The organism is Nocardia sp., assembly GCF_025465275.1.
Lineage (GTDB): Bacteria > Actinomycetota > Actinomycetes > Mycobacteriales > Mycobacteriaceae > Nocardia.
The window spans coordinates 1-25420 of the sequence record NZ_JAODNK010000142.1 but is presented as its reverse complement, the minus strand read 5'-3'; the positions used below and the strand labels follow the sequence as shown (position 1 = coordinate 25420).

Sequence of the window (25420 nt, the reverse complement as noted above, 5' to 3'; positions counted from 1 at the left end):
AACCTGGTGAACGACCTTATAGGGGATCGGCTAGGACAAGAGGGCAGGACGTGCAGGACACTCGCGCAACCGACACACCCACCGCTGACGGCATTGCAGGCAGCGCGGCGGCGGTGGGTGGGGCCAGCGATGTGCCCGCACACCGTTACAACGCGGAGCAGGCCGGCCGGGTAGAGCAGAAGTGGCAGGATGCCTGGCAGGAGCGCGGCACGTTCTACGCGCCCAATCCGGTCGGCCCGCTGCAGGGCGAGACCCCGGCCGACAAGCTGTTCGTGCAGGACATGTTCCCGTACCCCTCGGGCGCGGGCCTGCACGTCGGCCATCCGCTGGGCTATATCGCCACCGACGTCTTCGCTCGCTTCCACCGCATGCGCGGCCGGAATGTGCTGCACGCCCTGGGTTATGACGCCTTCGGCCTGCCCGCCGAGCAGTACGCGGTGCAGACCGGCGCGCATCCACGGGTGACCACCGAGTCGAATATCGGGAATATGCAGCGCCAGCTGGACCGGCTGGGCCTGGGCCACGATCGCCGCCGCTCCTTCGCCACCACCGATCCCGAGTACTACAAGTGGACGCAGTGGATCTTCCTGCGCATCTACAACTCCTGGTACGACGAGGGTCAGGGTAGGGCCCGCCCGATCGCCGAGCTGATCACCGAGTTCGAGGACGGCAAGCGCGTCGCCGCCGACGACGACCGCGCCTGGAACCAGCTGGGCCCGTCCGAGCGCAATGCGCTGATCGACTCGTATCGCCTGGTCTACCAGACCGATTCGATGGTCAACTGGTGCCCCGGGCTGGGCACCGTGCTGTCCAATGAAGAGGTCACCGGCGAAGGCCGCAGTGAGCGCGGCAATTTCCCGGTGTTCCGTAAGCGCCTGTGGCAGTGGATGATGCGCATCACCGCCTACTCCGATCGCCTGGTCGACGACCTGGACGATCTGGACTGGCCGGAGAACGTGAAGGCCATGCAGCGCAACTGGATCGGGCGTTCGCGCGGCGCGCAGGTGAAGTTCGAAGCAGGCTCCGACATCGTGGAGGTATTCACCACCCGCCCCGACACCCTGTTCGGCGCGACGTATGTGGTGCTGGCCCCCGAGCACGAGCTGGTCGACCGGCTGACCGAGGCCACCTGGCCCACCGGCACCGAACCGCGCTGGACCTTCGGCGGCACGGACACACCGGCGGAAGCCGTTGCGGCATACCGCAAGTCCATCGCCGCCAAATCCGATCTGGAGCGGCAGGAGAGCAAGGAGAAGACCGGCGTCTTCCTGGGCTCCTACGCCACCAACCCGGTGAACGGCGCCCGCGTGCCGGTGTTCATCGCCGACTATGTGCTGAGCGGGTACGGCACCGGCGCCATCATGGCGGTCCCCGGCCACGATCCGCGCGACTGGGAGTTCGCCACCGCCTTCGGCCTGCCGATCGTGGAAGTGGTTGCGGGCGGCGATATCTCGGAGGCCGCGTACTCCGGTGAGGGCACGCTGGTGAACTCCGGTTACCTGGACGGGCTGGAGATCGACGCCGCCAAGGCCGAGGTGATCGCCGAGCTGGAGGCCAATGGCCACGGTAAGGGCACCATTCAGTACAAGCTGCGCGACTGGCTGTTCGCTCGTCAGCGCTACTGGGGCGAGCCGTTCCCCATCGTCTACGACGAGAACGGCGCGGCGCACGCCCTGCCCGAATCCATGCTGCCCGTACAGCTGCCGGAGATGGCGGACTTCGCACCGGTCACCTTCGATCCGGACGATGCAGACTCGGAGCCGTCGCCGCCGCTGGCCAAGGCCACCGAGTGGGTGCACGTCACCCTGGACCTGGGCGACGGCCCCAAGCAGTACCGCCGCGATACCAATGTCATGCCCAACTGGGCGGGCAGCTCCTGGTACCAGCTGCGCTATGCCGATCCGACCAACTCGGAGACGTTCTGCGCCAAGGAGAACGAGCAGTACTGGCTGGGTCCGCGCACCGCCGAGCACGGCCCGAAGGATCCCGGCGGCGTCGATCTGTACATCGGCGGCGTGGAGCATGCGGTGCTGCACCTGCTGTATGCGCGCTTCTGGCAGAAGGTGCTGTTCGATCTGGGCGATGTATCCAGCAGCGAGCCGTACCGCCGCCTGTTCAACCAGGGCTATGTCCAGGACTACGCCTACGCCGACGAGCGTCGCACCTACGTGCCCGCCACCGAGATCGTCGAGCGGGATGAAAAGTTCTTCTGGACCAACGAATCCGGCACGGAGATCGAAGTCTTCCGAGAGTTCGGCAAGATCGGCAAGTCACTGAAGAACGCCATCTCCCCGGACGAGATGTACGACGCGTACGGCGCGGACACCTTCCGCTTCTACGAAATGTCCATGGGCCCGCTGGATGCCTCGCGCCCGTGGTCCACCAAGGATGTCGTCGGCGCGCAGCGCTTCCTGCAGCGGGTATGGCGACTGGTGGTGGACGAGGAGACCGGCGCGGTCCGCGTCACCGACGCCGAGCCTTCGAACGAGGCACTGCGCCTGGTGCACAAGACCATTGCCGGTGTGGACGACGACTACGCCAACCTGCGGGACAATACCGCCGGCGCGAAGCTGATCGAGCTGACCAACTATCTGACCAAGAACTACGGCGACGGCGCACCGCGCGCCCTGGTCGAGCCGCTGGTCCTGATGCTGGCCCCGATGGCACCGCACATTGCCGAGGAGCTGTGGGAACGCCTGGGCCACACCGCCTCCCTGGCACACGGCCCCTTCCCGATCGCGGATCCGGCACTGCTGGTGGCAGATTCGGTGGAGTACCCGATCCAGGTCAACGGCAAGGTCCGCAGCCGCATCAGCGTCCCCGCGGACGCCGATCAGGCGGCGGTACAGGCCGCCGCCCTGGCCGACGAAAAGATCGCGGAACTGCTGGGCGGCAAGGACCCGCGCAAGATCATCGTGGTCCCCGGCCGCCTCGTAAACATCGTCAGTGCCTAATTTGCCTCCGCTCCGCTCCGGCGGGTTCGTGGCCCTGTTACCCGGGCCTTCCCTCCTCCGCTCCTCCAAGGCGCAGGTCTATGGAGCCGTTCGCTCCCCCGCTCCAAGGCGCAGGTCTATGGAGCCGCAGTCCAGACCCGGGCGGGCCACGAACTCGAGGGCGGGGGCGGCCGGGGCAGCGCTGGCGCCTAGGTCAATACGAGGACGTCGTTCAAGGTGACCGTGGCGAGGTTGCGCTCTCGGATGATGTCGTTGAGCTGATCGAAGATGTGCGTCACGGTCGGGCGGTTGGCGTGGCCGATGACGATCGACTGGGCGCGGAACCATTGGCGGGCGGCGTTGAGCAGCATGTCCTCGTTAATGACCTTGTTGGTGTCCTCCAGGGTGCCGTACCACATGGTGGGCACCACATAACCGGAGTCGGCGGCGATCTGATCGACGGTTGCATTGTGGTGGCCGTAAGGCGGGCGGTAGTACGGCGTGCCGTTGGTGCCGAAGTTGTTCCACAGGAAGGTCTTCGCGCGCTCCAGCTGATCTGAAATCGCCCCGGCCGAGATCTTGGTCAGGTCCGGGTGGTCCCAGGTGTGGTTGCCCAGCTGGATCTGACCCGAATCGACCATAGGACGCAAGGTATCCCGGTGGTCCATCCAGGACTGGTAGTAGGCGGTCACGAAGAAGGTGAGGCGGACTCCGGTGCGGCGGGCGAACTCTAGGTAGGCGCCCACGGTTTCGGAGCTGGCCCCGTCGTCGATGGTGAGCGCCATATTGTTGCCGGCGCCCGGCAGGGCGTTGATGGTGCCCGGACCGATGGCGGCGCGGGGCGCGAGCGGCGGAATCGTTACTCCGGGAATCAGATTCGGCGGGATCAGCCCGCCGGAGGACCCGTTATCGAAGGGGAAGTCAGCGTTCGCCTCACCACTCCCGAGCAGGGTGGCAGCGGTGCCCGCCGCCAGCAGCGTCAGCAGCCGTCGTCTGTCCATTATCGACCTTCTTCAACTCACTCCGCCGCCGGTGGGCGCCGGACGATCCACTCCCCCTGGAGATTACGAACTCACCCGGGCGGCGCCAGTACGTCATTGAGCGTGACCATGGCGAGATTGCGTTCGCGGATGATGTCGACCATCTGGTCGTAGCAGTGCGTGACCGCGGGATGATTGGCGTGGCCGATGACGATCGTCTGCGCATTGAAATACTGCTGCGCACACTGGATCAGGTACTGCTCGGTGATCACACCGGAGTCCGACAGCGAGCCGTACCACATGACGGGGACGGTGTAGCCGAGGTCGGCGGCCACCTTGTCGACGGTGCTGTTGTGGCGGCCGTACGGGGGGCGATAGTAGGGCGACCCGTCCACACCGAAGGTATTGCGCAGGAACGTCTTCGCCTGATCCAGCTGCGAGGCGACCGCGCTCGCGGACAGCGTGGTCAGATCGGGGTGATTCCAGGTGTGATTGCCGAGCTGGATCTGACCGGAATCCACCAGCGGCCGCAGGGCATCGCGGTGAATGGACCAGGACTCGTAATACGCGGTCACGAAGAAGGTGAAACGCGCACCGGTGCGCCGCGCGAATTCGATGTATGCGCCGACCACCTCGGGACTCGCGCCGTCATCGACGGTGAGCGCCATACTGCTGCCGGTTCCGGGAAGCCCGGTAATTGTGCCCCGGCCGATCGGAGTTTTCGGCCCGCCGGGCGGTGGGAGCAGCAGACGCGGGGTCGGCGATGGCACACCGGGCAGCTGAACCGGTCCTCCACCTGCGGATCCGCTGTCGATCGGATCACCCTGAGCTTCGCTGCCGCCGGTGAGCGCGGCCGCGGTGCCCACCGCGAGCAGGGTGAGCAGCCGTCTTCTATCCATCATGTTCGGTTATATCGAGTTCCGATGAACCGGGCACCAATTCTGTGCGAAAGGATCTGAATTCATCCGAAACGTTCAGGCTGCTCTCAGTGTGCGTTCGCACACAACCACAAAGTGGTGTTATCCGACACAGCCGCAATGAGGTCCGATCGCCGCGTGATCGTCAGCGCGGAATCGGCCGCAGCACGATTTCGGTGGGGTGCGCATCGCGAGGGGTTTCGATCGCATTCCGGACCGCCCACGCCACCGTTTCCGGAGTGAGGAACTCCTTCGGCTCGTATTCGCGGTCTTCACCGGCGACCAGTGCGCGCTGCATATCGGTGTCGATGCGGCCCGGATGCACCGAGGTGACCCGCAAGTCCAATTCCTCCTGACGCAGCGCATCACCGAAGGCGCGCAGCGCGAACTTACTGGCCGCGTACACCCCCCAGCCGGGGCTCACCCGCAGTCCCGCTCCCGAATTGATCAGCACCACATGACCGTGCGCGGCGCGCAGCGCGGGCAGTAGCACCCGGGTCAGCTCCGATACCGCTATCAGGTTGGCTTCCAACGTATTCCGCCACTGCGCAACGGACGAATCGGCTATTGTTCCCAGGTCGGCGACCCCGGCATTGTGCACCAGTACGTCCAGCCGCTCGATCGACTCCGCCGCGCGGGCCACCGCCGGATAGTCGGTCAGCTGCACCGGCCAACCGGTGGCATCGGGCAGTTCGCTCAGGATCGGTTCCAGCGCCTCCGGCGTGCGTGCGCCAAGCAGCAGCCGGTGGGTGGGCGCCAGTTCCCGGGCAATGGCGGCGCCGAGGCCGCGGCTCGCTCCGGTGATCAGCGCGGTCGGTCGCTCGTTGCTGGTCTTCGCGGAATTCGCCATGCGATCACCGTAACCGGGCGGGGTCGAACGGCGATGCTTCGGCTAGGCACAGCAGCGTTCGAATCACAAGAAGGCGAACAAAGTGCAATCTGGCGATCCGGCGTCTGTACCGGACATAGCGTCCCTCGGCGACCCCGCAGCGTCCCCCGGCCACCCAGCGCGGGATGCCCCCCGCGCATACCTGCAAGTTCCGTCGCAGAATAGGGCGATGACGCACCCGGGTTTCACGCCGACACAGCTCGCGGCCCGCGCGGCCTATCTGCTGCGCGGCAACGATCTGGGCACCATGACCAGCGCGGCCCCCAAGCTGTATCCGCACATGTGGAGTTGGGACGCCGCGTTCGTCGCGGTCGGACTGGCCCCGCTGAGTGTGGAGCGCGCGACCCTCGAACTCGACACCCTGCTGTCGTCGCAGTGGCGCAACGGCATGATTCCGCACATCGTCTTCGCCAATGGCGTGGACGGCTACTTCCCGGGCCCCGCGCGCTGGGAGTGCCGCAAGCTGGCCGCCGACGCACCCGACGGTCCGGACACCTCCGGCATCACCCAGCCGCCGGTGCATGCCATTGCGGTGCAACGGATTCTGGACCATTCGCGCCGGCACGGGCGCTCGACACGGGCGACCGCCGAGGAGTTCCTGCAGCGCCGCTGGCCGGATCTCATGCGCTGGCACCGCTGGCTGGCCTATGCGCGAGATCCCAAGCAGCACGGGCGAATCACGCTGTACCACGGCTGGGAATCCGGGATGGACAACTCACCGCGCTGGGATCGCGCCTACGCCAATGTGATTCCCGGTGCGGACCTGCCGCCCTATGAGCGCGCCGATCTGCACGTGGTGGAGGATCCGACACAGCGGCCCACCGACCGCGAGTACGACCGGTACATGTGGCTGGTCGAACAGATGCGCCGCGCCGGGTACGACGACTATCAACTGGCCTCGACCATGAGCTTCGCCGTCGAGGACGTCTTCGTCACCGCCATCTTCGCGCTGGCCTGCGATGTGCTCGCCAATATCGGCGAGGACTACAAGCAGCCGCACGCCGATGTGCGCGAGCTCTACGAATGGGCCGACTACTTCCGGTCCGGGGTGATCGCCACCACCGATGCCCGCACCGGCGTCGCCCGCGACTTCGATCTGCGCGCCGATCGGTGGATCGATACCGAAACCCTCGCCAGCTTCGCGCCCCTGCTCAGCGGCGGACTGACCCGCGATGCCGAACGCCGCCTGCTGCGCCTGTTCGAGGGGCCGCGCTGGTGCGGCCATCCGGACCTGCGGTACGCGCTGCCGCCGTCAACCTCACCGGTCTCCAGGGACTTTCGCTCGCGCGAGTACTGGCGCGGCCCGGTCTGGCCGGTGATGAGCTGGTTGTTTTCCTGGGTCTTCGCCCGTCACGGCTGGGCGGAACGCTCGTTCATGCTGCGGGCGGAAGGGCTGCGGCAGGCCAGTGACGGCACCTTCGCCGAGTATTTCGAGCCCTTCACCGGTGAACCGCTGGGCAGCATGCAGCAGTCCTGGACCGCGGCCTCGGTGCTCGATTGGCTGGGCTAGGGTGCCCGGCCGCTCGGGTTTGAAACCGCCACGTACCTGAGATTCAGCTAACACTTGGACAACACGCGGGCGATTCCATAGGCAATGAGGAAAAGCCCACATAGCGTCCCCTGGCATGGTTCGACGAAACAAGCTGGGCCTGGTTGCCTTCGCGGCGGCCAGCATTCTTTCAGCAATGTCGGCCGCTCCCGCAGCGGCCGATGCCGGCGGCCCTGATGTGTCGTCCTGGCAGCACCTGAACGGCACCATGATCAACTGGTTCGCGGTGCGCGCCTCCGGCAATAACTTCGCCATGGTCAAGGCCACCGAGGGCCTCAACTACGTCAACCCCTACTTCATCCCGGACAGCGTGCTCATGCGCACGGCGGGCGTGGCACGCGGCACCTATCACTTCGCGCGCCCGGCCCTGCCGCCCGAACCGCAGGCCGCGCTCTACGCGGCGGTCGCGCTCGGCCAGAACGGGCCGCTGGATCTGCCGCCGGTGCTCGATATGGAGGACGCCGGCGGGTTGTCGCCCGGCGGGCTCATCGACTGGACGCATCGGTACCTGAATACGGTGCAGGCGTTGACCGGTCGCACCCCGATCATCTACACCTATCCGCGCTTCTGGCAGACCGCCATGGGCGACTCCAATGAATTCACCAGGTACCCACTGTGGATCGCCGATTACCGCGGCAATGACGGTCCCGAGGTGCCGGGCGGCTGGCCTGCCTGGACGTTCTGGCAGTACACCGACTCCGGCAATGTCCCCGGCATCAACGGCGGCACCGACCTGAACGCCTACAGCGGAGCCCAGGGCGACTTCGGCCGCTTCGCGAATATGCCCAACCTCGGCAGTAGCTGACGTCGTCATCCCGGCGTTCCTTTGGCCGGGATCCACCGGAACCAATTGGTTCACCATGGATCCCGGCCAAAAGCATGCCGGGATGACGGTGGGCGGCTTGCCAGGTGACGGTAGGTGGTTACAGGACCTGGGAGAGGAACTGCCGGAGACGGGGTGTTTCGGCATTGTCGAAAAGCGCATTGGGCGTGCCGGATTCGACCACTTTGCCGTGGTCCATGAAAACGACCTTGTCGGATACCGAACGGGCGAAGCCCATTTCGTGCGTCACCACGATCATCGACATGCCGCCCTCGGCCAGGTCGGCAATGAGCGCCAGGACGCCCTTGACCAGTTCGGGGTCCAGCGCCGAGGTGGCCTCGTCGAAAAACATGACCTGCGGCTTCATGGCCAGCGCCCGCGCGATCGCCACGCGCTGCTGCTGACCGCCGGAGAGGTTGGCGGGGCGGGCGTCCGCCTTGCCGGCCAGACCCACCGCCGCCAACTGCTCGATGGCCAGGGTGCGCGCCTGCTCCTTCGAGAGCCCGTGCAGTTTGCGCGGACCCAGCTCGATATTCTCCGCGACCGTCTTGTGCGGGAACAGGTTGAAGTGCTGGAACACCATGCCGATCCGGCGGCGCAACTTATCCGGATCGTCCTTCAGCACCGAGGTGCCGTCGAGCAGAATGTCGCCCTTGGTCGGCTCGTGCAGGCGGTTCAGCACCCGCAGCAGCGTCGACTTACCGGAACCTGAGGGGCCGATGACGGTGGTGGTCTTGCCCGCATCCACGTGAATGTCCACGCCGCGCAGCACTTCATTGCTGCCCAGCGTCACATGCAGGTCGGTACCGGTGAGGGAGGCACTCATGCTCCACGCCCTTCCGTGGTCACGGTCTGCTCGACCGGTTCGATCGCCTTCTCGGCCCGGCCGGTGCGCAGGCGCCGGTCGATGTAGTTCACCAGATGTGTCAGCGGCACCGTCAGGACCAGGTACATCAGACCGGCGGCCATCAGCGGCGACAGATTTCCGGTCTGCGCGTTGAGATCCCGGCCCACCGCGAACAGCTCCCGCTGGGTGGCGAGCAAGCCCAGGAAGTAGATGAGCGAGGAATCCTTGATGAGCGCGATGAACTGGTTCATGAGCGCGGGCAACACCCGGCGCACACCCTGTGGAATCACCACCAGCGACATCGACTGCCGGTAGCCGAAGCCGATGGCGCGAGCCGCCTCCAGCTGACCCGCCTCCACCGATTGGATGCCGGAGCGGAAGATCTCGCCGATATAGGCGGAAGACAGCAGCGCCAGCGCCACCACACCCAGCCAGTACGGATTATTGCCGGTGAGGTTCTTGACCACCGGGCCCACACCCAGGCCGATGATCAGAATGATCACCACCGCAGGCAGGCCGCGGAAGATATCGGTATAGACGCGGGCGGGCCAGCGCAGCCATCGGGTGCGGGAGATGCCCGCGACCGCCAGCAACATGCCGATCACCGTGCCGAGCGCACCCGAAACCAGTGCCAGGATCAGGGTATTCGGCAGACCGGTCTTGATCAGGTCCGGGAAAGCCTTGCGGTACAGCGACCAATCGAAGAACGTGTCCTTCAATTGCGCGAGCGTGGATTTCGGCGCCACCGCGGCCTGGCCGGTGTGATCACCGGCATGGTCGGCGGCGATCTTGTCGAAGTCCGGGAGCTGCGGGGCGGCAACGGCTTTGGAGCCCGGCTTCCAGCCCGGCGGCAGTTCGCGCGGCACCCAGTTCTCGTACAGCTTCGCGTAGGTGCCGTCGGCGATCACCGCGTCCAGACCGGCATTGAGCGCATCGGTCAGCGGCTGATTGCCCTTGCGCACCGCCCAGCCGGTGAAGTTGTTGAGGCTGAAGGTGTTCTGCACGATCGATACCGGATCGCCGGACTTGATGGTGCCGATGGCCTGCTGCGACGGGGCCACCCAGGCATCGATCTGCCCGGTCTTCAAATTCGCGTAGGCGGTGTTGTAGTCGGGGAACTTCACCGGATCCAGGTGCAGTTCGTTCACCACGTACTCGTCCTGTACGGTGCCCTGCACCACGCCGATGCGCGTCTTACCGCTCAGGTCCGAGAAGGCTTTGACCGCACTGCCGTTCGGCGCGACGAGCGAGAAGTAGCCGAAGTCGTAGCCATTGGTGAAATCGACCAGCCGGCGGCGGGCATCGGTGGTGGTGATGCTGGAGGACGCCACATCGAAGCGATTATTGGCCACCTGCGCCAGCAGGCCCGCGAAATCGGTGCCGGTGAACTCCACCTGCACGCCGATCTTGGCGGCAGCCGCCTTCAACAGCTCATTGTCGAAGCCGGTGTAGACGCCCTGCGAATTCACGCAGATGCTCGGCGGGGCGTCCGACAGCGTGCCGACGCTGAGCTTGCCCGGCGTGAGCAGCCCGAGCTTCTTCACATCGATGCGATCGAGCGGCTCGGTCGTGGCCGTCGTGTACTTGTCCGAGGACGGGGACTGCTGCCCGCTCGCCAGATTGGTCGGCGCCGCACTGGCCGCCGATATCCCCGGCGGCGAGCACAGATCGGCGCCACTGGGCGCCGCGGCACTGGGCCCGGCACCGAGGGTGACGGCACCCAGGGCGACCAGCAACACCCCCGCGATCGACAGCATGCGAGGTCGACGGCCGTACCGTCGGGACCTGGCCGTGCGCAAGCAAACCATGACAAACCACCCTAGTGGGGGGCACCAGCAAATCTAGAGTTGCGGTCAGCTCGAGTCTGTATCTTTGGCCTCCGCTTCGCTCCGGCGGGTTCGCGGCCCTGTTACCCGGTTCTTCCCTCCCTCCGCTCCTCCAAGGCGCAGATCTATGGAGCCGTTCGCTCCCCCGCTCCAAGGCGCAGGTCTATGGAGCCGCAGTCCAGAACCGGGCGGGCCGCGAACTTGGAGTTCATGCCGCTCAGGCGATTCCCTCCACGGATTCCGGGTTGAACTGGTCGCGCCAGGCGATAGCTTCCTTGACGCCGGTCAGGTCGTAGTCCGGGCCGCCGGTGCCGACCGTGAACAGGGTTGCGCCCTGCGCGACGAAGTCGGCTGCCTTGTCGGCGCCGGGCCAGTCCACCGACTTCTCGATGCGGCCCACATCGGTGCCGACCGCCGTGCAGTGGTCGGCCAGAATGCCGGACTTGCGCTTCAGCACTTCGAGATCGGCGAAGGTGTGCCAGATATCGGCATACTGGGCGACCAGGCGCAGCGTCTTCTTCTCGCCGCCACCGCCGATGAGGATGGGGATATCGCGGACGGGCTGCGGGTTGAGCTTGGCCAGGCGGTCGGTAATGCGGGCCATGGACTCCTTGAGAAGTTCCAGACGGCTTCCGGCAGTACCGAATTCGTATCCGTACTGGTCGTAGTCCTTCTCGAACCAGCCCGCGCCGATGCCGAGAATCAAGCGACCATTGCTGATGTGGTCAACGGTGCGAGCCATATCGGCCAGCAGATCCGGATTGCGGTAGCCGCCACCGGTGACCAGTGCGCCGAGCTCGACCCGCTCGGTCTGCTCGGCGACCGCGGCGAGCATGGTCCAGCATTCGAAATGCGCGCCCTCGGGATCACCGTAGAGCGGATAGAAGTGGTCCCAGTTGAAGACGATGTCCACACCGGCGTCCTCGGCCCGGCGCACCGCATCACGAACGAGCCCGTAATTGGGCGCATGCTGCGGCTGCAGTTGAACTCCGATGCGAACCGATCGACTCATAGTCGCTCCTCGTCTCAGGCTGATGTTCATGAACTGATCTGGTAGCCCGACAGACTCGGGCGAAAGTCCGATTCCGAGGCTACCGGGAGCTGCCGGTGCGGTCGCGCCGCGCATCGGCTTCGCACTCCCGACACGCTGACAAGCATCCTGATATCGTGCGCGGGACCCGGGCTCGATGCCCTGGGACAACCCCTCTACTCGGATCGTCCGGCACGTTCCTGCCGGTGAAGGGATGTGCACCGTGGCTACGGTGACTTTCGACAAGGCCTCCCGGCTGTACCCGGGATCGGCCAAACCTGCTGTGGACGAACTGAATCTGGAGATCGCCGACGGCGAATTCCTGGTTCTCGTGGGTCCGTCCGGCTGTGGCAAATCCACCTCGCTGCGCATGCTGGCGGGCCTGGAGGAGGTGAGTGACGGTCGCATTCTCATCGGCGATCGGGACGTCACCCATGCCGAGCCCAAGGAACGCGATATCGCCATGGTGTTCCAGAACTACGCGCTCTACCCGCATATGAGCGTCGCCGAGAATATGGGCTTCGCGCTGAAGATGGCCAAGGTCGCCAAGGACGAACGCCAGCAGCGGGTGCTGGAGGCGGCCAAACTGCTGGATCTGGAGCCGTACCTGGACCGGAAACCCAAGGCGCTCTCCGGCGGTCAGCGCCAGCGGGTCGCCATGGGCCGCGCCATCGTGCGCCAGCCGCAGGTGTTCCTCATGGACGAGCCGCTGTCCAATCTGGATGCCAAGCTGCGGGTGCAGACCCGCACCCAGATCGCCCAGCTGCAGCGCCGGCTCGGCACCACCACCGTCTACGTCACCCACGACCAGGTCGAGGCCATGACCATGGGTGATCGGGTGGCCGTGCTCAAGGACGGGCTGCTGCAGCAGTGCGCTTCCCCGCGCGATCTGTACCGCAATCCGGCCAACCTGTTCGTGGCCGGATTCATGGGCTCGCCCGCCATGAACCTGTTCACGCTGCCGATCGAGAACGGCGCCGTCATCGTCGGCGGCCACACGTTCGAGCTGCCGCGCACGGTCGCCGACGCCGCCGGCCCGACGATCGTGGTCGGTGTGCGGCCCGAGCATCTCGAGCCGGTCAGCGACGGTCAAGGCATCGGCATGGAGGTCGATGTGGTGGAGGAGCTCGGCTCCGACGCCTATATCTACGGCCGCACCCACGGTGACGGGGAAACCATTGTGGCGCGCGCGGATTGGCGCAATCCGCCGGCCAAGGGCGCGAGCCTGAGCCTCACCACCGATGCCGAGCACATCTACTTCTTCGGTCCCGAAGACGGCCGCCGCCTGAACTGACGGCTCCCGCACCACCCGACTGGCGTCGCCCCCACTTCCGAGGGCGGCGCCAGTCTTTTGTCGCCCCTCACTTCTTGGGGCGTCGCCAGTTCTTGTTGATGCGCACGCGCAGATGTTCCAGCGGCACTTCATGTCCCGAGGCGCTGCGGATTTCGACCCGCACCGGTTCACCGGTGGCATCCTCGACGCGCTCCAGCGGCGGCGCACCGTCCTGCAGGTAGGTGTCGCCCCACTGCCAGAGCGCGACCACGACCGGCAGCAGATCCAAACCCATGGTGGTGAGCGCGTATTCGTGCCGGGTGCGCTTACCTTCCTCCTGATAGGGGCGCTTCTCCAGCAGTCCGGCATCGACCAGTTTGCGCAGCGCGCTGGAGGCGGCGGCATCGGTGATGCCGACGCGAGTGGCGAAGCCGTCGAACCGCGTGGTGCCGTAGTAGGCCTCGCGCAGGATGAGAATCGCTGAGCGGGTGCCGACAATCTCCAGGGCCTTGGCGATCGAGCAGCCCTCAGGCTTCCATGCGCTCAGATCGCTGAGCTTTCCTTCCATCACGACGGACATGAGGTACATCATACACAAGCTGACTTGCCCTAACTATTGTCAGCTCGTAGCCTGACATTAGGGCAATGAAGCCAGCTACTCCGAAAAGGATCAGCCATGAGAGACGCAGTCATCGTCGAAGCGGTACGCACACCGGTCGGCAAGGGCAAGGCCAACGGCGCCCTGCACGGCGTACACCCCGCCGACCTGTTCGCGCACAGCCTGCGCGAAGTGGTCCGGCGCAGCGGAATCGATCCCGAACTCATCGACGATGTGATCGGTGGCGTCGTCACCGCCGTCGGTGAACAGGGCAGCAACCTCACCCGGCGGGCCGCGCTCGCCGCCGGATATCCGGAATCAGTGCCCGCCACCACCGTGGACCGGCAGTGCGGCAGCAGCCAGCAGGCCATCCACTTCGGTGCGCAGGGCGTCATCGCCGGCGCCTACGACATCGTGGTCGCGGGTGGCGTCGAATCCATGAGCCGGGTGCCCATGGGTGCGAATCTGATCGGCGCGGAAGACATCGCCGGCGTCGGATTCGCCGAACGGTATCCCGAAGGGCTGGTGCCGCAGGGCATCAGCGCCGAACTCATTGCCGCGAAGTGGGGACTGTCGCGCGGTCAGCTGGACGAGTTCGCGCTCGCCAGCCACGAAAAGGCCGCTCGCGCAACGAAGGACGGTGCCTTCGAAGCCCAGCTCGCACCCCTCGGCACACTCACCACCGATGAGGGCATCCGCCTCGGCAGCACGCTGGAGACGCTCGGCGCACTGCGACCCGCGTACTACAGCGAGGAAATGGCCGCCCGCTTCCCGCAGATCGGCTGGAACATCACCGCCGCCAATGCCAGTCAGATCAATGACGGCAGCTCCGCGGTACTCATCATGACCAGCGAACGCGCCGCCCAGCTCGGCCTGACCCCCCTGGCCCGGGTGCACAGCTTCGCCGTCGCCGGCGACGACCCGCTGCTCATGCTCACCGCGGTCATCCCCGCCACCCGGAAAGTCCTGCAGCGCAGCGGCCTCCAGCTCTCCGACATCGACCTCTTCGAAGTCAACGAGGCCTTCTCCTCGGTAGTGCTGGCCTGGGCCCACGAGACCGGAGCCGACCTGTCCAAGGTGAACGTCAACGGCGGCGCCATCGCCATCGGCCACCCCCTCGGCGCCTCCGGCAGCCGCCTCGCCACCACCCTCGTCCACGCCATGCACGACCGCGGCGCCCGCTACGGCCTGCAAACCATGTGCGAGGCAGGCGGACTGGCCAACGCCACCCTCTACGAACGCCTCTGACAGCAGCCGCAGGTGCCGGAAAGCCACAAACACAGTGGTCCAGGCACGCTTCCGCCACAGTGGGCGACGTACGATAACGGGGAATCCCGAGCCGAAGGATGACCACTGTGTCGGAAGCGTTCGACTGGTCTTCACCGAAGACCTACAGCCAGCCCGTCGACATGGACAACTATCTGGAAATGCCCGAGGACGTGTCCCGGACGGTCGAGATCAAGGACGGGATGATCGTCTTTTGTGAATCGCCGTCCCCGAATCACAACATCGTCTCTCGCAATATCGAACGAGCGCTGGCCGATGGCGAGGCGAAGCGAACGAATCGGCAGCCGTGCCTGCGTGTGAACCGTGACATCGACATGCTGGTATCGGAGGTTCCCTTCCACTACAAGCGGCCCGATGCCATCGTCTACCGGTGCATCGAACAGCCTCGGAATCGCTGGAAAACCAAACCGACGGTCGCCGACACGATTCTGGCGGTCGAGGTGGTGTCGCCCACCACCGTCACGGCTGACACCATCGACAAACGGGCCGAGTACGCCCGGTACGGTATCCAGCACTATTGGATTGTCCGGATGGCCAACGACGACGGCCCGGCAGTCTCCATCGAGATGCTCACGCTCAATTCCGAAGGCAAATACGTGTCCAACGGACACCGAACCCGAACCGATGATTTCGGCGCGGCCATCGACACCCTGGTTCCCTTCGAGACCAGGCTCACCTGGGAAGAGCTGGACGAGGGGCTCGACTGAGTTCAGATCGACACTGCCACTATGGCGGTGAGGAGGCCGAGGACCCAGGCTTCGATGAGCATGGGAAAGGCGAGTAGTGCGGTGGTCCAGGAGCGTTGGCGCCATTGGGCGGCGCGGAGGATCCACAGGGGGACCAGCATGAGGGTTACGGCGATGCCGAACCAGCCGACGGCGTAGGCAACGGGTAGGTAGCGCGGATCACCTGAACCGCGGGCCAGCACGTGGTAGTCCGGCACGAAACCCGCTATCACCCAGGCCGATCCGCATGCCGCGATATAGATCAGCGTGGAGATAGCGAGATCGGCCCAGCGCATGGGCGGCCGCCACCACTCCGCCATCCCTCCAGCATGCGCGCCCGCGCGTCACCCGACGGCGTTGCCGACCAGAACATGTCCGATCGCCCCGCACACCGCGATCACCGGCAGCGCCGCCGCAGTCCACCACCAGGCCCGCCGCCCCGTCATGGCCGCGACCGCGGCCAGCACCAGCGCCGCACCCAGGGCCAGCGACATGCCACCGCCCGCAATCAGCAAGCCCCACAGGGCAGATCCGGCAGGCCGAATCGCCTCGCACTGCACCGAGAAATCCTTCTTCGCAGTGCACCGGTTATGAATCAGCCCGAATGCCTTACCGAAAAGGTCATAGGCAAACAGCGCCGCAATACCGATATCCACCACGAACAGCACCGCCGCCAGCAGTACGTCCGTGCGCCCGACCAGGCCCCGCCCCACCCGAGTCTCCTTTGCCACCAATGGATTCGGCCCCGGCGCCACCACCGAGTTCACGCCGGAATCACCAGGTGGCAGGTTGTGCTTCACCGTTTCGGCCGCATCCGCCCCAGATGGCGGCACCGCGCGGCCCGGCTCCTGCGGAGGAATGTGGCCGCCTGGCCCCTGCGGTGGCACCGAACCGCCTGGCCCACCTGCACCCCGGGAACTTCCGGGACTCGGCGGCCGGACCGCCCCGCCCGGATTCCGCTGCGGCACCGGCTCTCCCGGCCCCCGCGGCTGCCCCGCACCGCCCGGTCCCTGCGGGCGTCCCGGACCGAGCGGGGGCTGCTGACGTCCGGGCGCGCCTGGATTCCGTTGCGGCACCGGACCACCCGGTCCCGGCGGCGGCGTCGGCGTCGGCGGGCGGGCGGGATTCGGGCGAGGGCCATCCGCCCCTGGCCGTCGCGGTTCATTGGGCGGATACATATTTGGGCTCCCCCGGTCGATCGTCTTCTCCCGGCATTCTCACCGTGTCGCGCGCCCACCGCCACTCCGATTCCCGCGAGCTCCGCGTTCGGCTATGCCCAGTGTGCGCGTCCATCGGTTGGGCCGAAACAGTTTTCGGTACCGGTACCGGGCTGCGGCCCGGCCCGTACGTCCGCTGAGTAGGGTGCTCGGTTAATGAACGAGAGCGCTGGTGCCCCGGACTTCGATGCTGCGATCGTCTATGCGATTCCGATGCGGACTCGGTTTCGCGGGATCACGGTTCGTGAAGGGATGTTGATACCCGGGCCGCTCGGGTGGGGGGAGTTCTGTGCGTTTCCCGAGTACGACGATCGGGAGGCGGCTGCCTGGCTTGCTACGGCGGTGGAGCAGGTGACCATCGGGTGGCCTGAGCCGGTGCGGGATCGGGTGCCGGTGAACTGCATTGTTCCGGCCGTTGGACCGGAGCGGGCTCGGGAGATCGTTGCCGCGTCGGGGTGCCGGACCGCGAAGGTGAAGGTTGCCGATCATCCGGGGTCGCTGGCGGAGGATCTCGACAGGGTGGCGGCTACTCGGGAGGCGCTGGGGCCCGGCGGGGCGGTGCGGGTCGACGCCAATGGGCTGTGGGATGTGGAAACGGCGGTCGAGCACATCAAGCAGATCGACCGGGCCGCAGGGGGTTTGGAATACGTCGAGCAGCCGTGCCGCACCATCGAGGAGCTGGCTGCCGTGCGCCGGCGGGTGGATGTGCGTATTGCCGCTGACGAATCCATTCGGCGCGCGGAGGATCCGATGCGGGTCGCGGTGGCGGGCGCGGCGGATGTCGCGGTGTTGAAATGCACACCGCTGGGCGGAGTCCGGCGGGCACTGCAGGTCGCCGAAGCTGCCGGATTGCCCTGCATCGTCTCCTCGGCACTGGAGACCAGCGTTGGCCTCTCCGCCCAGATCGCCCTGGCCGCAACACTTCCAGAACTCGACTTCGCGTGCGGTCTGGACACCCTCTCCCTCTTCACCGGAGATCTGGTCCCAGAGTCCCTGCGCCCGGTGGACGGCTACCTCGCGGTCCCGGCCACCCCGCCGACCCCCAGCCTCGAATTGCTGAAGCGCTACCGGCACCCGGACCCGGAAAGGACCGCCTGGTGGCACAGCCGCCTCACTCGTGTTCGCCGCCACCTGGAATAGGGCGGGCAATGGTGCGGGTCAGGTAATTCGGACGCCACAGGAGTACATGGTGGTGCGCAGGAGAAGCGCGGCTTCCGGCCCTATGACGCCCTCCGCCAATTCCACATAGCGGCCGCAGAATTCCGGTCCGTGCGCCGCGGTTCCGGCGTGATCGGGGTCCAGGTGATGCGCCAATTCGTGCAGGATCACCAATTCCCGCAGCGCCCACGCGCGGCCGTGCACATGCAGCGGAACAGCGAGAACAGCTCCTTCGGCCTCGTAGTGGGCCGCCTTCGCACCGGCCCGGGCGCGCACCAGAATCGGGGTTTCCGACCGTTCCCATTGGGCGCGTACCCAATTCAATGCGAGCACCCGATCCACATAACTCTGCACCGATTCCACCGAGGCGAACTTTCGCTCGATCGGCAGCGTCACCTGTGAACCGAGTACCTCCACCGTGCGCGCCCCGAATTCGTCGGCGCGCTCGAATACTCCGCGTACCAGCATTTCCGCGTCGTACACCTGAGCCCGTTGCGAATCACGCACCGCCGCGCCCGTTTCCGGCCAGCCGATGGTTGCCTGCCACCGGGTGATGGCTCACTGTCCGCCGCGCGGCAATTGCCCGCGAGCGCCGTCCAATTCGGGGGCCGTGCCCAAACGTGCCGCCTTGCCCGCGCGGTCTCCGGCCCGGCGCGCGGCCGCCGAATAGCCCGCCGACGCCTGCGGCCCGCGCCAGGTGCCGCGCGCCTCGGAGGTGCTGGTGTAGAAGTCGGTGAGCTCCAGCTCCTTGTTGCGCAACGCCAATGCTGTTCCGGTGGAAACGGTTTCGGTGCGCACCGCCTCGGCCTCCACCTCGGTCTTGACCTCGCCCAGCCGGCGTCCGATGCGCGCGGCGAAGGCCATCTGGAAATTCAGGCGCGCGGTCACTGCGGCTACCGGCGCCTGCACCCGGCGCTGCACGGTACGGCCCCACCGGGTTTCGGCGACCACCTTCTCGGTGGTCGCGGTCCGGTAGGCCCCCGATTTGATGTACTGATCCGACGCCCGCACCATCTGCACCAGCAGGCTGCTGTAGAGCGCCTCGCAGGTGTCGATATCGGTGTCGAAACCGTAGGCGTAGACCGTCGTCGAGGACCGCGCCACATCACAGCGCACATCATTGGCGGCCGCGATGGCCACGAACAATTGCACGTAGGTGCGCAGCCCCTTCTTGCCGGGCTCGCCGATCGGCACCACCCGCTGGATCGGCGTCGGCCGCCGCTCCCGGCCCGCGATATGCGCGCGCGCCACCGCCAGATCGACCGAAGACCTGGTCGCGAGCTTCTGCGCGGCAGCGAGAAACGCCTCGGCCTCGTGCTCGTTGTCGGTGGATTCGGCTTGGCGCAGCAATCCACCGATACGTGTCAGTAGTTTGTCTGTACCCAATTTGCCTCCGCTTCGCTCCGGCGGGTTCGTGGCCCTGGGAGTCTCGGTCTTCCCTCCTCCGCTCCTCCGCTTCGCTCCCCCGCTCCAAGGCGCAGGTCTATGGAGCCGCAGTCCAGACCGAGACGGGCCACGAACCACGAGGTAGCTCCGACGAACGTTAGCGCAACCATGTATCTTCCCTTGTGCAACCGGCTGAGTGTGCCGCCGCTCACGTCTCGACCCTGGAGTATCAAAGATGGTTTTGAAGAAGGTGTCGTCCCTACGATCGTCGCTGATTCCGCGCGCTGCGGTGGCTATCACCTCCGCTGCGCTGCTCACCGCGACATTCGCCGCGGGTTGCTCGAGTGACTCGAGCAGCAACGCCACCTCGCAGAACCTCACCGGGCGTGGCCCGATCACCTATGTCGAGGGCAAGGACACCACCGAAACCGGTGCGGTCAAGCAGCTCATCGACCGGTGGAACAGCTCGCACCCGGACGAGAAGGTGACGTTCAAGGAGCAGTCGAACGACGCTTCCCAGCAGTACGACGACCTGGTGCAGCACATGCGCGCCAAGCAGTCCGACTACGACGTGGTCGCGCTCGACGTGCCGTGGACCGCGGAGTTCGCCGCCAAGGGCTGGATCCAGCCGTTGAAGGACTCCTTCGCGATCGACACCTCCACCCTGCTGTCGCCGCCGGTGGCCAGTGCCACCTACAACGGCACCCTGTACGCCGCGCCGCGCAATACCAATGGTGGCCTGCTGTTCTACCGCAAGGATCTGGTTCCCGAGCCGCCCAAGACCTGGACCGAACTGCTGGCCTCGTGCCCGAAGGCCAAGGACGCCGGAATCGGCTGCTACGCCGGTCAGTTCGCGCCCTACGAGGGTCTGACGGTGAACACCGCCGAACTCATCAATGCCTTCGGCGGCAGCTTCGTCGGCCCGGACGGCAAGTCCCCCACCGTGAACAGCCCGCAGGCGCGCGCCGGCCTGCAGGTGCTGGTCGACGCCTACAAGAACGGCGACATCCCGAAGGAAGCGATTTCCTTCAAGGAGCCGGAGAGCCAGAACGCCTTCGTCAGCGGCAAGCTCATGTTCATGCGCGGCTGGCCCTCCAGCTTCGGTGACGCGGGCTCGGACGCCTCCGCGGTGAAGGACAAGTTCGCGGTCGCCCCGCTGCCCGGCAAGGACGGTATCGGCGCCTCCACCCTCGGTGGCTACAACGCGGGCATCAGCGCCTTCTCCAAGAACAAGGCCACCGCACTGGATTTCCTGCGCTACCTGATCAGCGAGGACGCTCAGCACATCATCGCCCAGGGTGCGCTGCCGTCCGTCCGGGCCTCGGTCTACGACGATCCGGCCCTCATCGCCAAGATGCCGTACCTGCCCGCGCTGAAGGATTCCATCGCCTCGGCCGTGCCGCGTCCGGTCACCCCGTTCTACCCGGCGGTGTCGAAGGCCATCCAGGACAACGCATATGCTGCTCTGACCGGCACCAAATCCGTAGACGACGCCATTGTCGGAATGCAGAAGGGCATCGAGACCGCCGGTTCGTAGTCTCGACGCAGTGCGGATAACGCTCGAGTCCCGTAGGAGAAGAAAACGGTGTCACGTCCTTCGGGAGCGACCGATGTCGCGACGCCCGACCTGCCTGGCAAGACCATGAAATCCGCACCGCCGCAACCGAAACGCCGATCCGCCCTGGGCGGGTCGGCGAAGGCGTGGCTGTTCGTCAGCCCGGTGCTGCTGGCACTGGCCGTCGTCATCGGCTATCCGGTCAGCCGCGCCGTGTGGATGTCCTTCCAGAAGGACCAGGGCCTCGACAAGTCCACCGGCATGTTCACCGAGGGCGGCAGCGCCGGGTTCGACAACTACACGCACTGGATATTGCAGCAGTGCACCGATTCGCTCGGCCAGACGGTCGACTGCCCCACCGGCAATCTCGGCGCGTCGTTCTGGACGGCCATCGCCATCACCCTGCTGTTCACCGTGGTCACGGTGACGCTCGAGGCCAGCATCGGGCTCGGCATGGCCGTCATCATGGGCAAGACGTTCAAGGGCCGCGCCCTGCTGCGCGCCGCCGTGCTCATCCCGTGGGCCATCCCCACCGCCGTCACCGCGCGGCTGTGGGAGTTCATGTTCCAGTACGACGGCGTGGTGAACCGGGTACTCGGCACCCACATCCTGTGGACCGCCGCCGAGTGGCCCTCGCGTTTCGCGGTCATTGCCGCCGACGTGTGGAAGACCACCCCGTTCATGGCGCTGCTGATTCTGGCGGGCCTGCAGGTCATTCCGGGCGATGTGTACGAGGCCGCCCGCGTGGACGGCGCCTCGGCCTGGCAGCGCTTCACCAATATCACGCTGCCGCTGCTGAAACCGGCGCTCATGGTGGCAATCCTGTTCCGCACCATGGACGCGCTGCGCCTGTACGACCTGCCGGCCATCATGACGCAGAACAGCCCGCACACCCGCACCATCTCCATGCTGGTGGTGGATCAGGTGCGCCAGGGCCCCAACAGCGCGTCGGCACTGTCCATCATCACCTTCCTGCTCATCTTCGCCGTCGCGTTCCTGCTGGTGAAGGTATTGGGCGCCAATGCGGTTCGCACCCAGGAAGAACAGCGGGAGGCGCACTGATGAGCACCGATCTGGCGACCGAGACCGTGTCGAAGCCGAAAGCCCCTGCCGGGCAAGCAGTTCCGTGGACCAAACGACTCGCCTCCGGCCGCGTCTACCTGGGCGCACTCATCGTCCTGGTCTGGGGCCTGGGACCGTTCTACTGGATGGTCGTCACCGCGCTGCGCGATCCGGTCTACACCTTCGACAACACGCCGTGGCCGACACACGTCACCTTTCAGAACTTCCGCAATGCCTTCGACACCGACCGCGGCAACAACTTCGGGCGCGCACTGGTCAACAGCGTTGTCATCGGCTCGATCACCACGGCTGTCGCATTGCTCATCGGCGTCATGGCCGCTTACGCGCTGGCGCGACTCACCTTCCGCGGCAAGTACGTGGTCTCCGGGCTCATTCTGAGCGCCTCCATGTTCCCGGTCGTGGTGCTGGTGACGCCGTTGTTCCAGCTGTTCACCGATCTCGGCTGGATCGGCCACTACCAGGCCATGATCATCCCGAACATCTCGTTCGTGCTGCCCATGACCGTCTACATCCTGGCATCGTTCTTCACCGAACTGCCCTGGGAGCTGGAGGAAGCCGCGCGCATCGACGGCGCCTCGCGCTTCCAGGCCTTCCGGCTGGTCATGCTGCCGCTGGCCGCGCCCGCCGTATTCACCACGGCGATTCTGGCTTTCATCGCGGCAGTCAACGAATACCTGCTGGCGAGCCTGCTCTCCAGCGACAAGACCGAACCGGTGACCGTCGCCGTCGCCCGATTCTCCGGCAACGATCCGCTGGTCCAGCCCTACGCGGCGATCATGGCCGCGGGCACCATCGTCTCGATTCCGCTGGTGATCATGGTGCTGCTGTTCCAGCGCCGCATCATCTCCGGTCTCACCGCAGGCGGCGTCAAGAGCTGATCCCGCGTACACCCGGAATGACAGAGCGCGGCCCATGCGTCCATTAGCATGGGTCGCGCCGCGTCTGCGGCGCTGAAGTACGCAAGCTTTGTCGACGCTCCGGAAGGAGATGCTCGTGAGCTCGTCCCGTAAGCGGCGCCGTGAACAACCTGCGCCGTACGACACCCTGGCAGGGTGGAACGAGCTCCCGACCAGCCCCCTCCCCAAGCAGACCGGGCAAAGCAGCAAACCGCGGCGGCGCCCGAAACCAGCCGAAAAGTCCACGGCCGCACCACGTCCGGCACGGCCGCGCACACCCAGAACGCGCGGTCAACGCATTCGGCAGGTGATCACCGCACTGTTCGTGATCTTCTTCGTCTTACCCACCCTGCTGCTCGGACTCGCCTATTGGAGCGCCGAGATCCCCGATCCGGCAGCGGTACAGACCAATCAGATCGCCACCATCCTCGCCGCCGACGGCACCAGCGTCATCGCGAAGGTCGTTCCGCCGGAAGGCAATCGGATTCCGGTACCGCTCACCGACGTCCCCGAACCGGTGCGCCTGGCCATGCTCTCGGCCGAGGATCGCAACTTCTACAGCAATCCCGGCTTCTCCACCGCGGCCTTCGCCCGCGCCGCCCGGGACAATCTGCTGGGCAAGGAGGACGCCGGCGGTGGGTCCACCATTACCCAGCAGTATGTGAAGAACGCCTTCCTGAGTTCCGAACGGACACTGAGCCGCAAGATGCGCGAGCTCATCATCTCCGCGAAGATGTCCCGCGAATGGAGCAAGGACGACATCCTCGCCGCGTACCTCAACACCATCTACTACGGCCGCGGCGCGTACGGCATCTCCGCCGCCGCCAAGGCCTACTTCGGCAAGCCGGTACCGGAGCTGACCGTCGCCGAGGGCGCGATGCTCGCCTCCGTGGTGCGCACACCGTCGCTGCTGGATCCGGAAACCCATCTGGATCAGCTGCGCAACCGCTGGACCTACGTGCTGGACGGCATGGTGACAATGGGCGCACTCACCAAAAACGACCGCGCCGCAGTCCAATTCCCCGTCATCGTGCCCGCCACCCAAATCGACGACAGCATCCCGCGCGGCCCGGAGGGACTCATCCGCACCCAGGTGCTGCGCGAACTGCGCTCCTCCGGCATCAGCGAGCAGGAACTCAATACCGGTGCGCTGCAGATCATCACCACCATCGATGCCCGCGCCCAGCAGGCCGCGCTCGATGCCGTCGGCACTGTGATGGGCGGGCAGCCGGGCGAACTGCGCACCGCCGTGGTGTCGGTCGATCCGCGTTCCGGCGCAGTGCGCGCGTACTACGGCGGACCCGACGGCATCGGCATGGACTTCGCGCAGGCGCCGCTGCAAACCGGTTCCGCCTTCAAGACTTTCGCGGTGCTGGCGGCGCTGCAGCAGGGCATCACGATGTCCTACCCGCTCGACAGCGCACCGGTCACCGTCAACGGCGAGAAGATCCAGAATGTCGGCGGCGAATCCTGCGGCACCTGCCCGCTCAGCGAGGCGTTCAAGCGCTCGCTCAACACCAGCTTCTACCGGCTCACGCAAAGTCTGTTCGAGGGCCCGAAAGCCATTGCCAATGCGGCACATCAGGCCGGCATTCCCGACCAGATTCCCGGTGTGGCCGGTAAATCGCTGTCCGAGGACGGCGCAGCACCGCTGCCCGCCATCGTGCTGGGCGCGTATTCGGTGCGGCCGATCGATATGGCCTCCGCGTATGCCACCATCGGTGCGTCCGGCGCGTACCGCGCGCCCTACTTCGTGCAGAAGGTGATGACGGGCGACGGCCGGGTGCTGCTGGATCGCGGGGCCGATCCGCAGAAGAGCGAACAGCGCATCCAGGCCGCGGTGGCCGATACCGTGACGCAGGCCATGCTGCCGATCGCCGCCTACTCCAATAATCACAATCTCGCGGCCGGGCGGCCGTCGGCAGCCAAGACCGGCACCACCCAGCTGGGCGACACCGGGCAGAACAAGGACGCCTGGATGGTCGGATTCACCCCCTCGCTGTCCACCGCGGTGTGGGTGGGAACCGAACAGTCGCAACCGATTCACACCGCACGCGGATCGGCCGTCTACGGCTCCGGCCTGCCCTCGGACATCTGGAAGCAGACCATGGACGGCGCACTGGGAGGCTCACCGATCGAGCAATTCCCGAATTCGAATCCGCTGTCCGGCGCGCCGCCGGCCAATGGCAATTACGACATTCTCAACCCGGCTCCGGGACCGCAACAGGAACCGGTGGTGGTGATTCCACCCGCCCCGGCGCCACGGCAGGTGGAGATCTTCCCCGGCCTCAGCATCCCCGTTCCCGGTTAGCCACAGAGTTGTTGATCATGAATCGCGACTACCGGACCCATCCGCCCCCGGCCACGGATATTGTGGAAACGGCCACCGGTGCCATCGACTCCGGACATCGGTGGCAGGATGCGGGTTGGGAGCAGGGTGGGGTCGGA

General features: G+C 66.2%; 22 protein-coding genes. 11 read left to right on the top strand and 11 right to left on the bottom strand.

All coding sequences use genetic code 11. The features are described 5' to 3' along the window. The first annotated feature begins 50 nt into the window (after nt 1-50). A complete protein-coding gene (gene leuS / locus JWN03_RS30805; protein ID WP_441343089.1) occupies nt 51-2954 on the top strand; it encodes a leucine--tRNA ligase in 2904 nt (967 codons plus the stop codon). 188 nt (nt 2955-3142) lie between these two features. On the opposite strand, the gene JWN03_RS30800 is transcribed toward leuS, so the two are convergent. From JWN03_RS30800 to JWN03_RS30790, 3 genes are all read right to left on the bottom strand, one after another. Then, nucleotides 3143-3934, bottom strand: a complete 792-nt coding sequence (locus JWN03_RS30800) for a polysaccharide deacetylase family protein (RefSeq protein WP_297622323.1) — start codon at nt 3932-3934, stop codon at nt 3143-3145. Between the two features lie 71 nt (nt 3935-4005). Further along, complete coding sequence (locus JWN03_RS30795) at nt 4006-4812, bottom strand: polysaccharide deacetylase family protein (protein ID WP_441343090.1); 807 nt, start codon at nt 4810-4812, stop codon at nt 4006-4008. A 163-nt stretch (nt 4813-4975) separates the two neighbouring features. After that, nucleotides 4976-5680: an SDR family oxidoreductase gene (locus JWN03_RS30790; RefSeq protein WP_297622319.1), complete on the bottom strand. Its 705-nt coding sequence runs from the start codon at nt 5678-5680 to the stop codon at nt 4976-4978. A 208-nt stretch (nt 5681-5888) separates the two neighbouring features. On the opposite strand from JWN03_RS30790, the gene ggh reads away from it, so the two are divergent. Together ggh and JWN03_RS30780 are read left to right on the top strand one after the other, a co-directional pair. Continuing rightward, a complete protein-coding gene (gene ggh, locus JWN03_RS30785) occupies nt 5889-7229 on the top strand; it encodes a glucosylglycerate hydrolase (protein ID WP_297622317.1) in 1341 nt (446 codons plus the stop codon). Between the two features lie 115 nt (nt 7230-7344). Then, complete coding sequence (locus JWN03_RS30780; protein ID WP_441343088.1) at nt 7345-8073, top strand: glycoside hydrolase family 25 protein; 729 nt, start codon at nt 7345-7347, stop codon at nt 8071-8073. Nucleotides 8074-8191: 118 nt separating this feature from the next. On the opposite strand, the gene JWN03_RS30775 is transcribed toward JWN03_RS30780, so the two are convergent. From JWN03_RS30775 to JWN03_RS30765, 3 genes are all read right to left on the bottom strand, one after another. Beyond that, nucleotides 8192-8917, bottom strand: a complete 726-nt coding sequence (locus JWN03_RS30775; RefSeq protein ID WP_297622315.1) for an amino acid ABC transporter ATP-binding protein — start codon at nt 8915-8917, stop codon at nt 8192-8194. Beyond that, nucleotides 8914-10695 (bottom strand): ABC transporter substrate-binding protein/permease, encoded by a 1782-nt coding sequence (locus tag JWN03_RS30770; RefSeq protein WP_297622313.1) that lies wholly within the window; start codon nt 10693-10695, stop codon nt 8914-8916. The genes JWN03_RS30775 and JWN03_RS30770 overlap by 4 nt, the downstream gene beginning before the upstream one ends. A gap of 286 nt (nt 10696-10981) precedes the next feature. Then, the gene (locus JWN03_RS30765) at nt 10982-11776 is read right to left on the bottom strand and encodes an LLM class F420-dependent oxidoreductase (RefSeq protein WP_297622311.1); all 795 of its coding nucleotides are present in this window, start codon (nt 11774-11776) and stop codon (nt 10982-10984) included. Between the two features lie 241 nt (nt 11777-12017). Between JWN03_RS30765 and JWN03_RS30760 the strand changes: the two genes are divergently transcribed. Continuing rightward, a complete protein-coding gene (locus JWN03_RS30760; protein ID WP_297622308.1) occupies nt 12018-13088 on the top strand; it encodes an ABC transporter ATP-binding protein in 1071 nt (356 codons plus the stop codon). Nucleotides 13089-13155: 67 nt separating this feature from the next. Here the strand turns inward: JWN03_RS30760 and JWN03_RS30755 are convergent, their stop codons facing one another. After that, a complete protein-coding gene (locus JWN03_RS30755) occupies nt 13156-13647 on the bottom strand; it encodes a winged helix-turn-helix transcriptional regulator (protein WP_441343087.1) in 492 nt (163 codons plus the stop codon). 96 nt (nt 13648-13743) lie between these two features. On the opposite strand from JWN03_RS30755, the gene JWN03_RS30750 reads away from it, so the two are divergent. Both JWN03_RS30750 and JWN03_RS30745 read left to right on the top strand, forming a co-directional pair. After that, nucleotides 13744-14913 (top strand): thiolase family protein, encoded by a 1170-nt coding sequence (locus tag JWN03_RS30750; protein ID WP_297622305.1) that lies wholly within the window; start codon nt 13744-13746, stop codon nt 14911-14913. Nucleotides 14914-15020: 107 nt separating this feature from the next. After that, on the top strand, nt 15021-15659 hold the full coding sequence (locus JWN03_RS30745; protein ID WP_297622302.1) for a Uma2 family endonuclease: 639 nt from the start codon (nt 15021-15023) through the stop codon (nt 15657-15659). A 2-nt stretch (nt 15660-15661) separates the two neighbouring features. Here the strand turns inward: JWN03_RS30745 and JWN03_RS30740 are convergent, their stop codons facing one another. Both JWN03_RS30740 and JWN03_RS30735 read right to left on the bottom strand, forming a co-directional pair. Further along, nucleotides 15662-15997: a hypothetical protein gene (locus JWN03_RS30740; protein ID WP_297622300.1), complete on the bottom strand. Its 336-nt coding sequence runs from the start codon at nt 15995-15997 to the stop codon at nt 15662-15664. A gap of 24 nt (nt 15998-16021) precedes the next feature. Continuing rightward, a complete protein-coding gene (locus tag JWN03_RS30735) occupies nt 16022-16510 on the bottom strand; it encodes a hypothetical protein (RefSeq protein WP_297622299.1) in 489 nt (162 codons plus the stop codon). Nucleotides 16511-17050: 540 nt separating this feature from the next. Here JWN03_RS30735 and JWN03_RS30730 point away from each other — a divergent pair. Further along, nucleotides 17051-18034, top strand: a complete 984-nt coding sequence (locus JWN03_RS30730) for an o-succinylbenzoate synthase (protein WP_297622298.1) — start codon at nt 17051-17053, stop codon at nt 18032-18034. A gap of 18 nt (nt 18035-18052) precedes the next feature. Here the strand turns inward: JWN03_RS30730 and JWN03_RS30725 are convergent, their stop codons facing one another. Both JWN03_RS30725 and JWN03_RS30720 read right to left on the bottom strand, forming a co-directional pair. Next, nucleotides 18053-18559, bottom strand: a complete 507-nt coding sequence (locus JWN03_RS30725; protein ID WP_297622297.1) for a TIGR04338 family metallohydrolase — start codon at nt 18557-18559, stop codon at nt 18053-18055. Nucleotides 18560-18610: 51 nt separating this feature from the next. Further along, nucleotides 18611-19438 (bottom strand): DUF2786 domain-containing protein, encoded by an 828-nt coding sequence (locus JWN03_RS30720; protein ID WP_297622296.1) that lies wholly within the window; start codon nt 19436-19438, stop codon nt 18611-18613. A 235-nt stretch (nt 19439-19673) separates the two neighbouring features. Between JWN03_RS30720 and JWN03_RS30715 the strand changes: the two genes are divergently transcribed. The 4 genes from JWN03_RS30715 (at nt 19674) to JWN03_RS30700 (ending at nt 25283) form a co-directional block, all read left to right on the top strand. Further along, nucleotides 19674-20975, top strand: coding sequence for an ABC transporter substrate-binding protein (locus tag JWN03_RS30715; protein WP_297622295.1), 1302 nt, complete (start codon nt 19674-19676; stop codon nt 20973-20975). A 105-nt stretch (nt 20976-21080) separates the two neighbouring features. Beyond that, nucleotides 21081-22055 carry a carbohydrate ABC transporter permease gene (locus tag JWN03_RS30710; RefSeq protein WP_297622398.1) on the top strand — a complete coding sequence of 325 codons (975 nt, stop codon included), beginning with the start codon at nt 21081-21083 and terminating at the stop codon, nt 22053-22055. After that, on the top strand, nt 22055-22954 hold the full coding sequence (locus tag JWN03_RS30705) for a carbohydrate ABC transporter permease (RefSeq protein ID WP_297622294.1): 900 nt from the start codon (nt 22055-22057) through the stop codon (nt 22952-22954). The genes JWN03_RS30710 and JWN03_RS30705 overlap by 1 nt, the downstream gene beginning before the upstream one ends. A gap of 109 nt (nt 22955-23063) precedes the next feature. Beyond that, entirely contained in the window at nt 23064-25283 is a 2220-nt protein-coding gene (locus tag JWN03_RS30700) for a transglycosylase domain-containing protein (protein ID WP_297622292.1), read from the top strand. Nucleotides 25284-25420 lie beyond the last annotated feature (137 nt).

Coding starts and splice junctions, on each gene's coding strand:
- JWN03_RS30780 (WP_441343088.1), top strand. CDS start 7,345: ATGGTTCGACGAAACAAGCTGGGCCTGGTTGCCTTCGCGGCGGCCAGC.
- ggh (WP_297622317.1), top strand. CDS start 5,889: ATGACGCACCCGGGTTTCACGCCGACACAGCTCGCGGCCCGCGCGGCC.
- JWN03_RS30700 (WP_297622292.1), top strand. CDS start 23,064: ATGCTCGTGAGCTCGTCCCGTAAGCGGCGCCGTGAACAACCTGCGCCG.
- JWN03_RS30770 (WP_297622313.1), bottom strand. CDS start 10,695: ATGCTGTCGATCGCGGGGGTGTTGCTGGTCGCCCTGGGTGCCGTCACC.
- JWN03_RS30755 (WP_441343087.1), bottom strand. CDS start 13,647: ATGTCCGTCGTGATGGAAGGAAAGCTCAGCGATCTGAGCGCATGGAAG.
- JWN03_RS30710 (WP_297622398.1), top strand. CDS start 21,081: ATGAAATCCGCACCGCCGCAACCGAAACGCCGATCCGCCCTGGGCGGG.
- JWN03_RS30765 (WP_297622311.1), bottom strand. CDS start 11,776: ATGAGTCGATCGGTTCGCATCGGAGTTCAACTGCAGCCGCAGCATGCG.
- JWN03_RS30800 (WP_297622323.1), bottom strand. CDS start 3,934: ATGGACAGACGACGGCTGCTGACGCTGCTGGCGGCGGGCACCGCTGCC.
- JWN03_RS30715 (WP_297622295.1), top strand. CDS start 19,674: ATGGTTTTGAAGAAGGTGTCGTCCCTACGATCGTCGCTGATTCCGCGC.
- JWN03_RS30730 (WP_297622298.1), top strand. CDS start 17,051: ATGAACGAGAGCGCTGGTGCCCCGGACTTCGATGCTGCGATCGTCTAT.
- JWN03_RS30705 (WP_297622294.1), top strand. CDS start 22,055: ATGAGCACCGATCTGGCGACCGAGACCGTGTCGAAGCCGAAAGCCCCT.
- JWN03_RS30790 (WP_297622319.1), bottom strand. CDS start 5,680: ATGGCGAATTCCGCGAAGACCAGCAACGAGCGACCGACCGCGCTGATC.
- JWN03_RS30775 (WP_297622315.1), bottom strand. CDS start 8,917: ATGAGTGCCTCCCTCACCGGTACCGACCTGCATGTGACGCTGGGCAGC.
- JWN03_RS30740 (WP_297622300.1), bottom strand. CDS start 15,997: ATGGCGGAGTGGTGGCGGCCGCCCATGCGCTGGGCCGATCTCGCTATC.
- JWN03_RS30750 (WP_297622305.1), top strand. CDS start 13,744: ATGAGAGACGCAGTCATCGTCGAAGCGGTACGCACACCGGTCGGCAAG.
- JWN03_RS30795 (WP_441343090.1), bottom strand. CDS start 4,812: ATGGATAGAAGACGGCTGCTCACCCTGCTCGCGGTGGGCACCGCGGCC.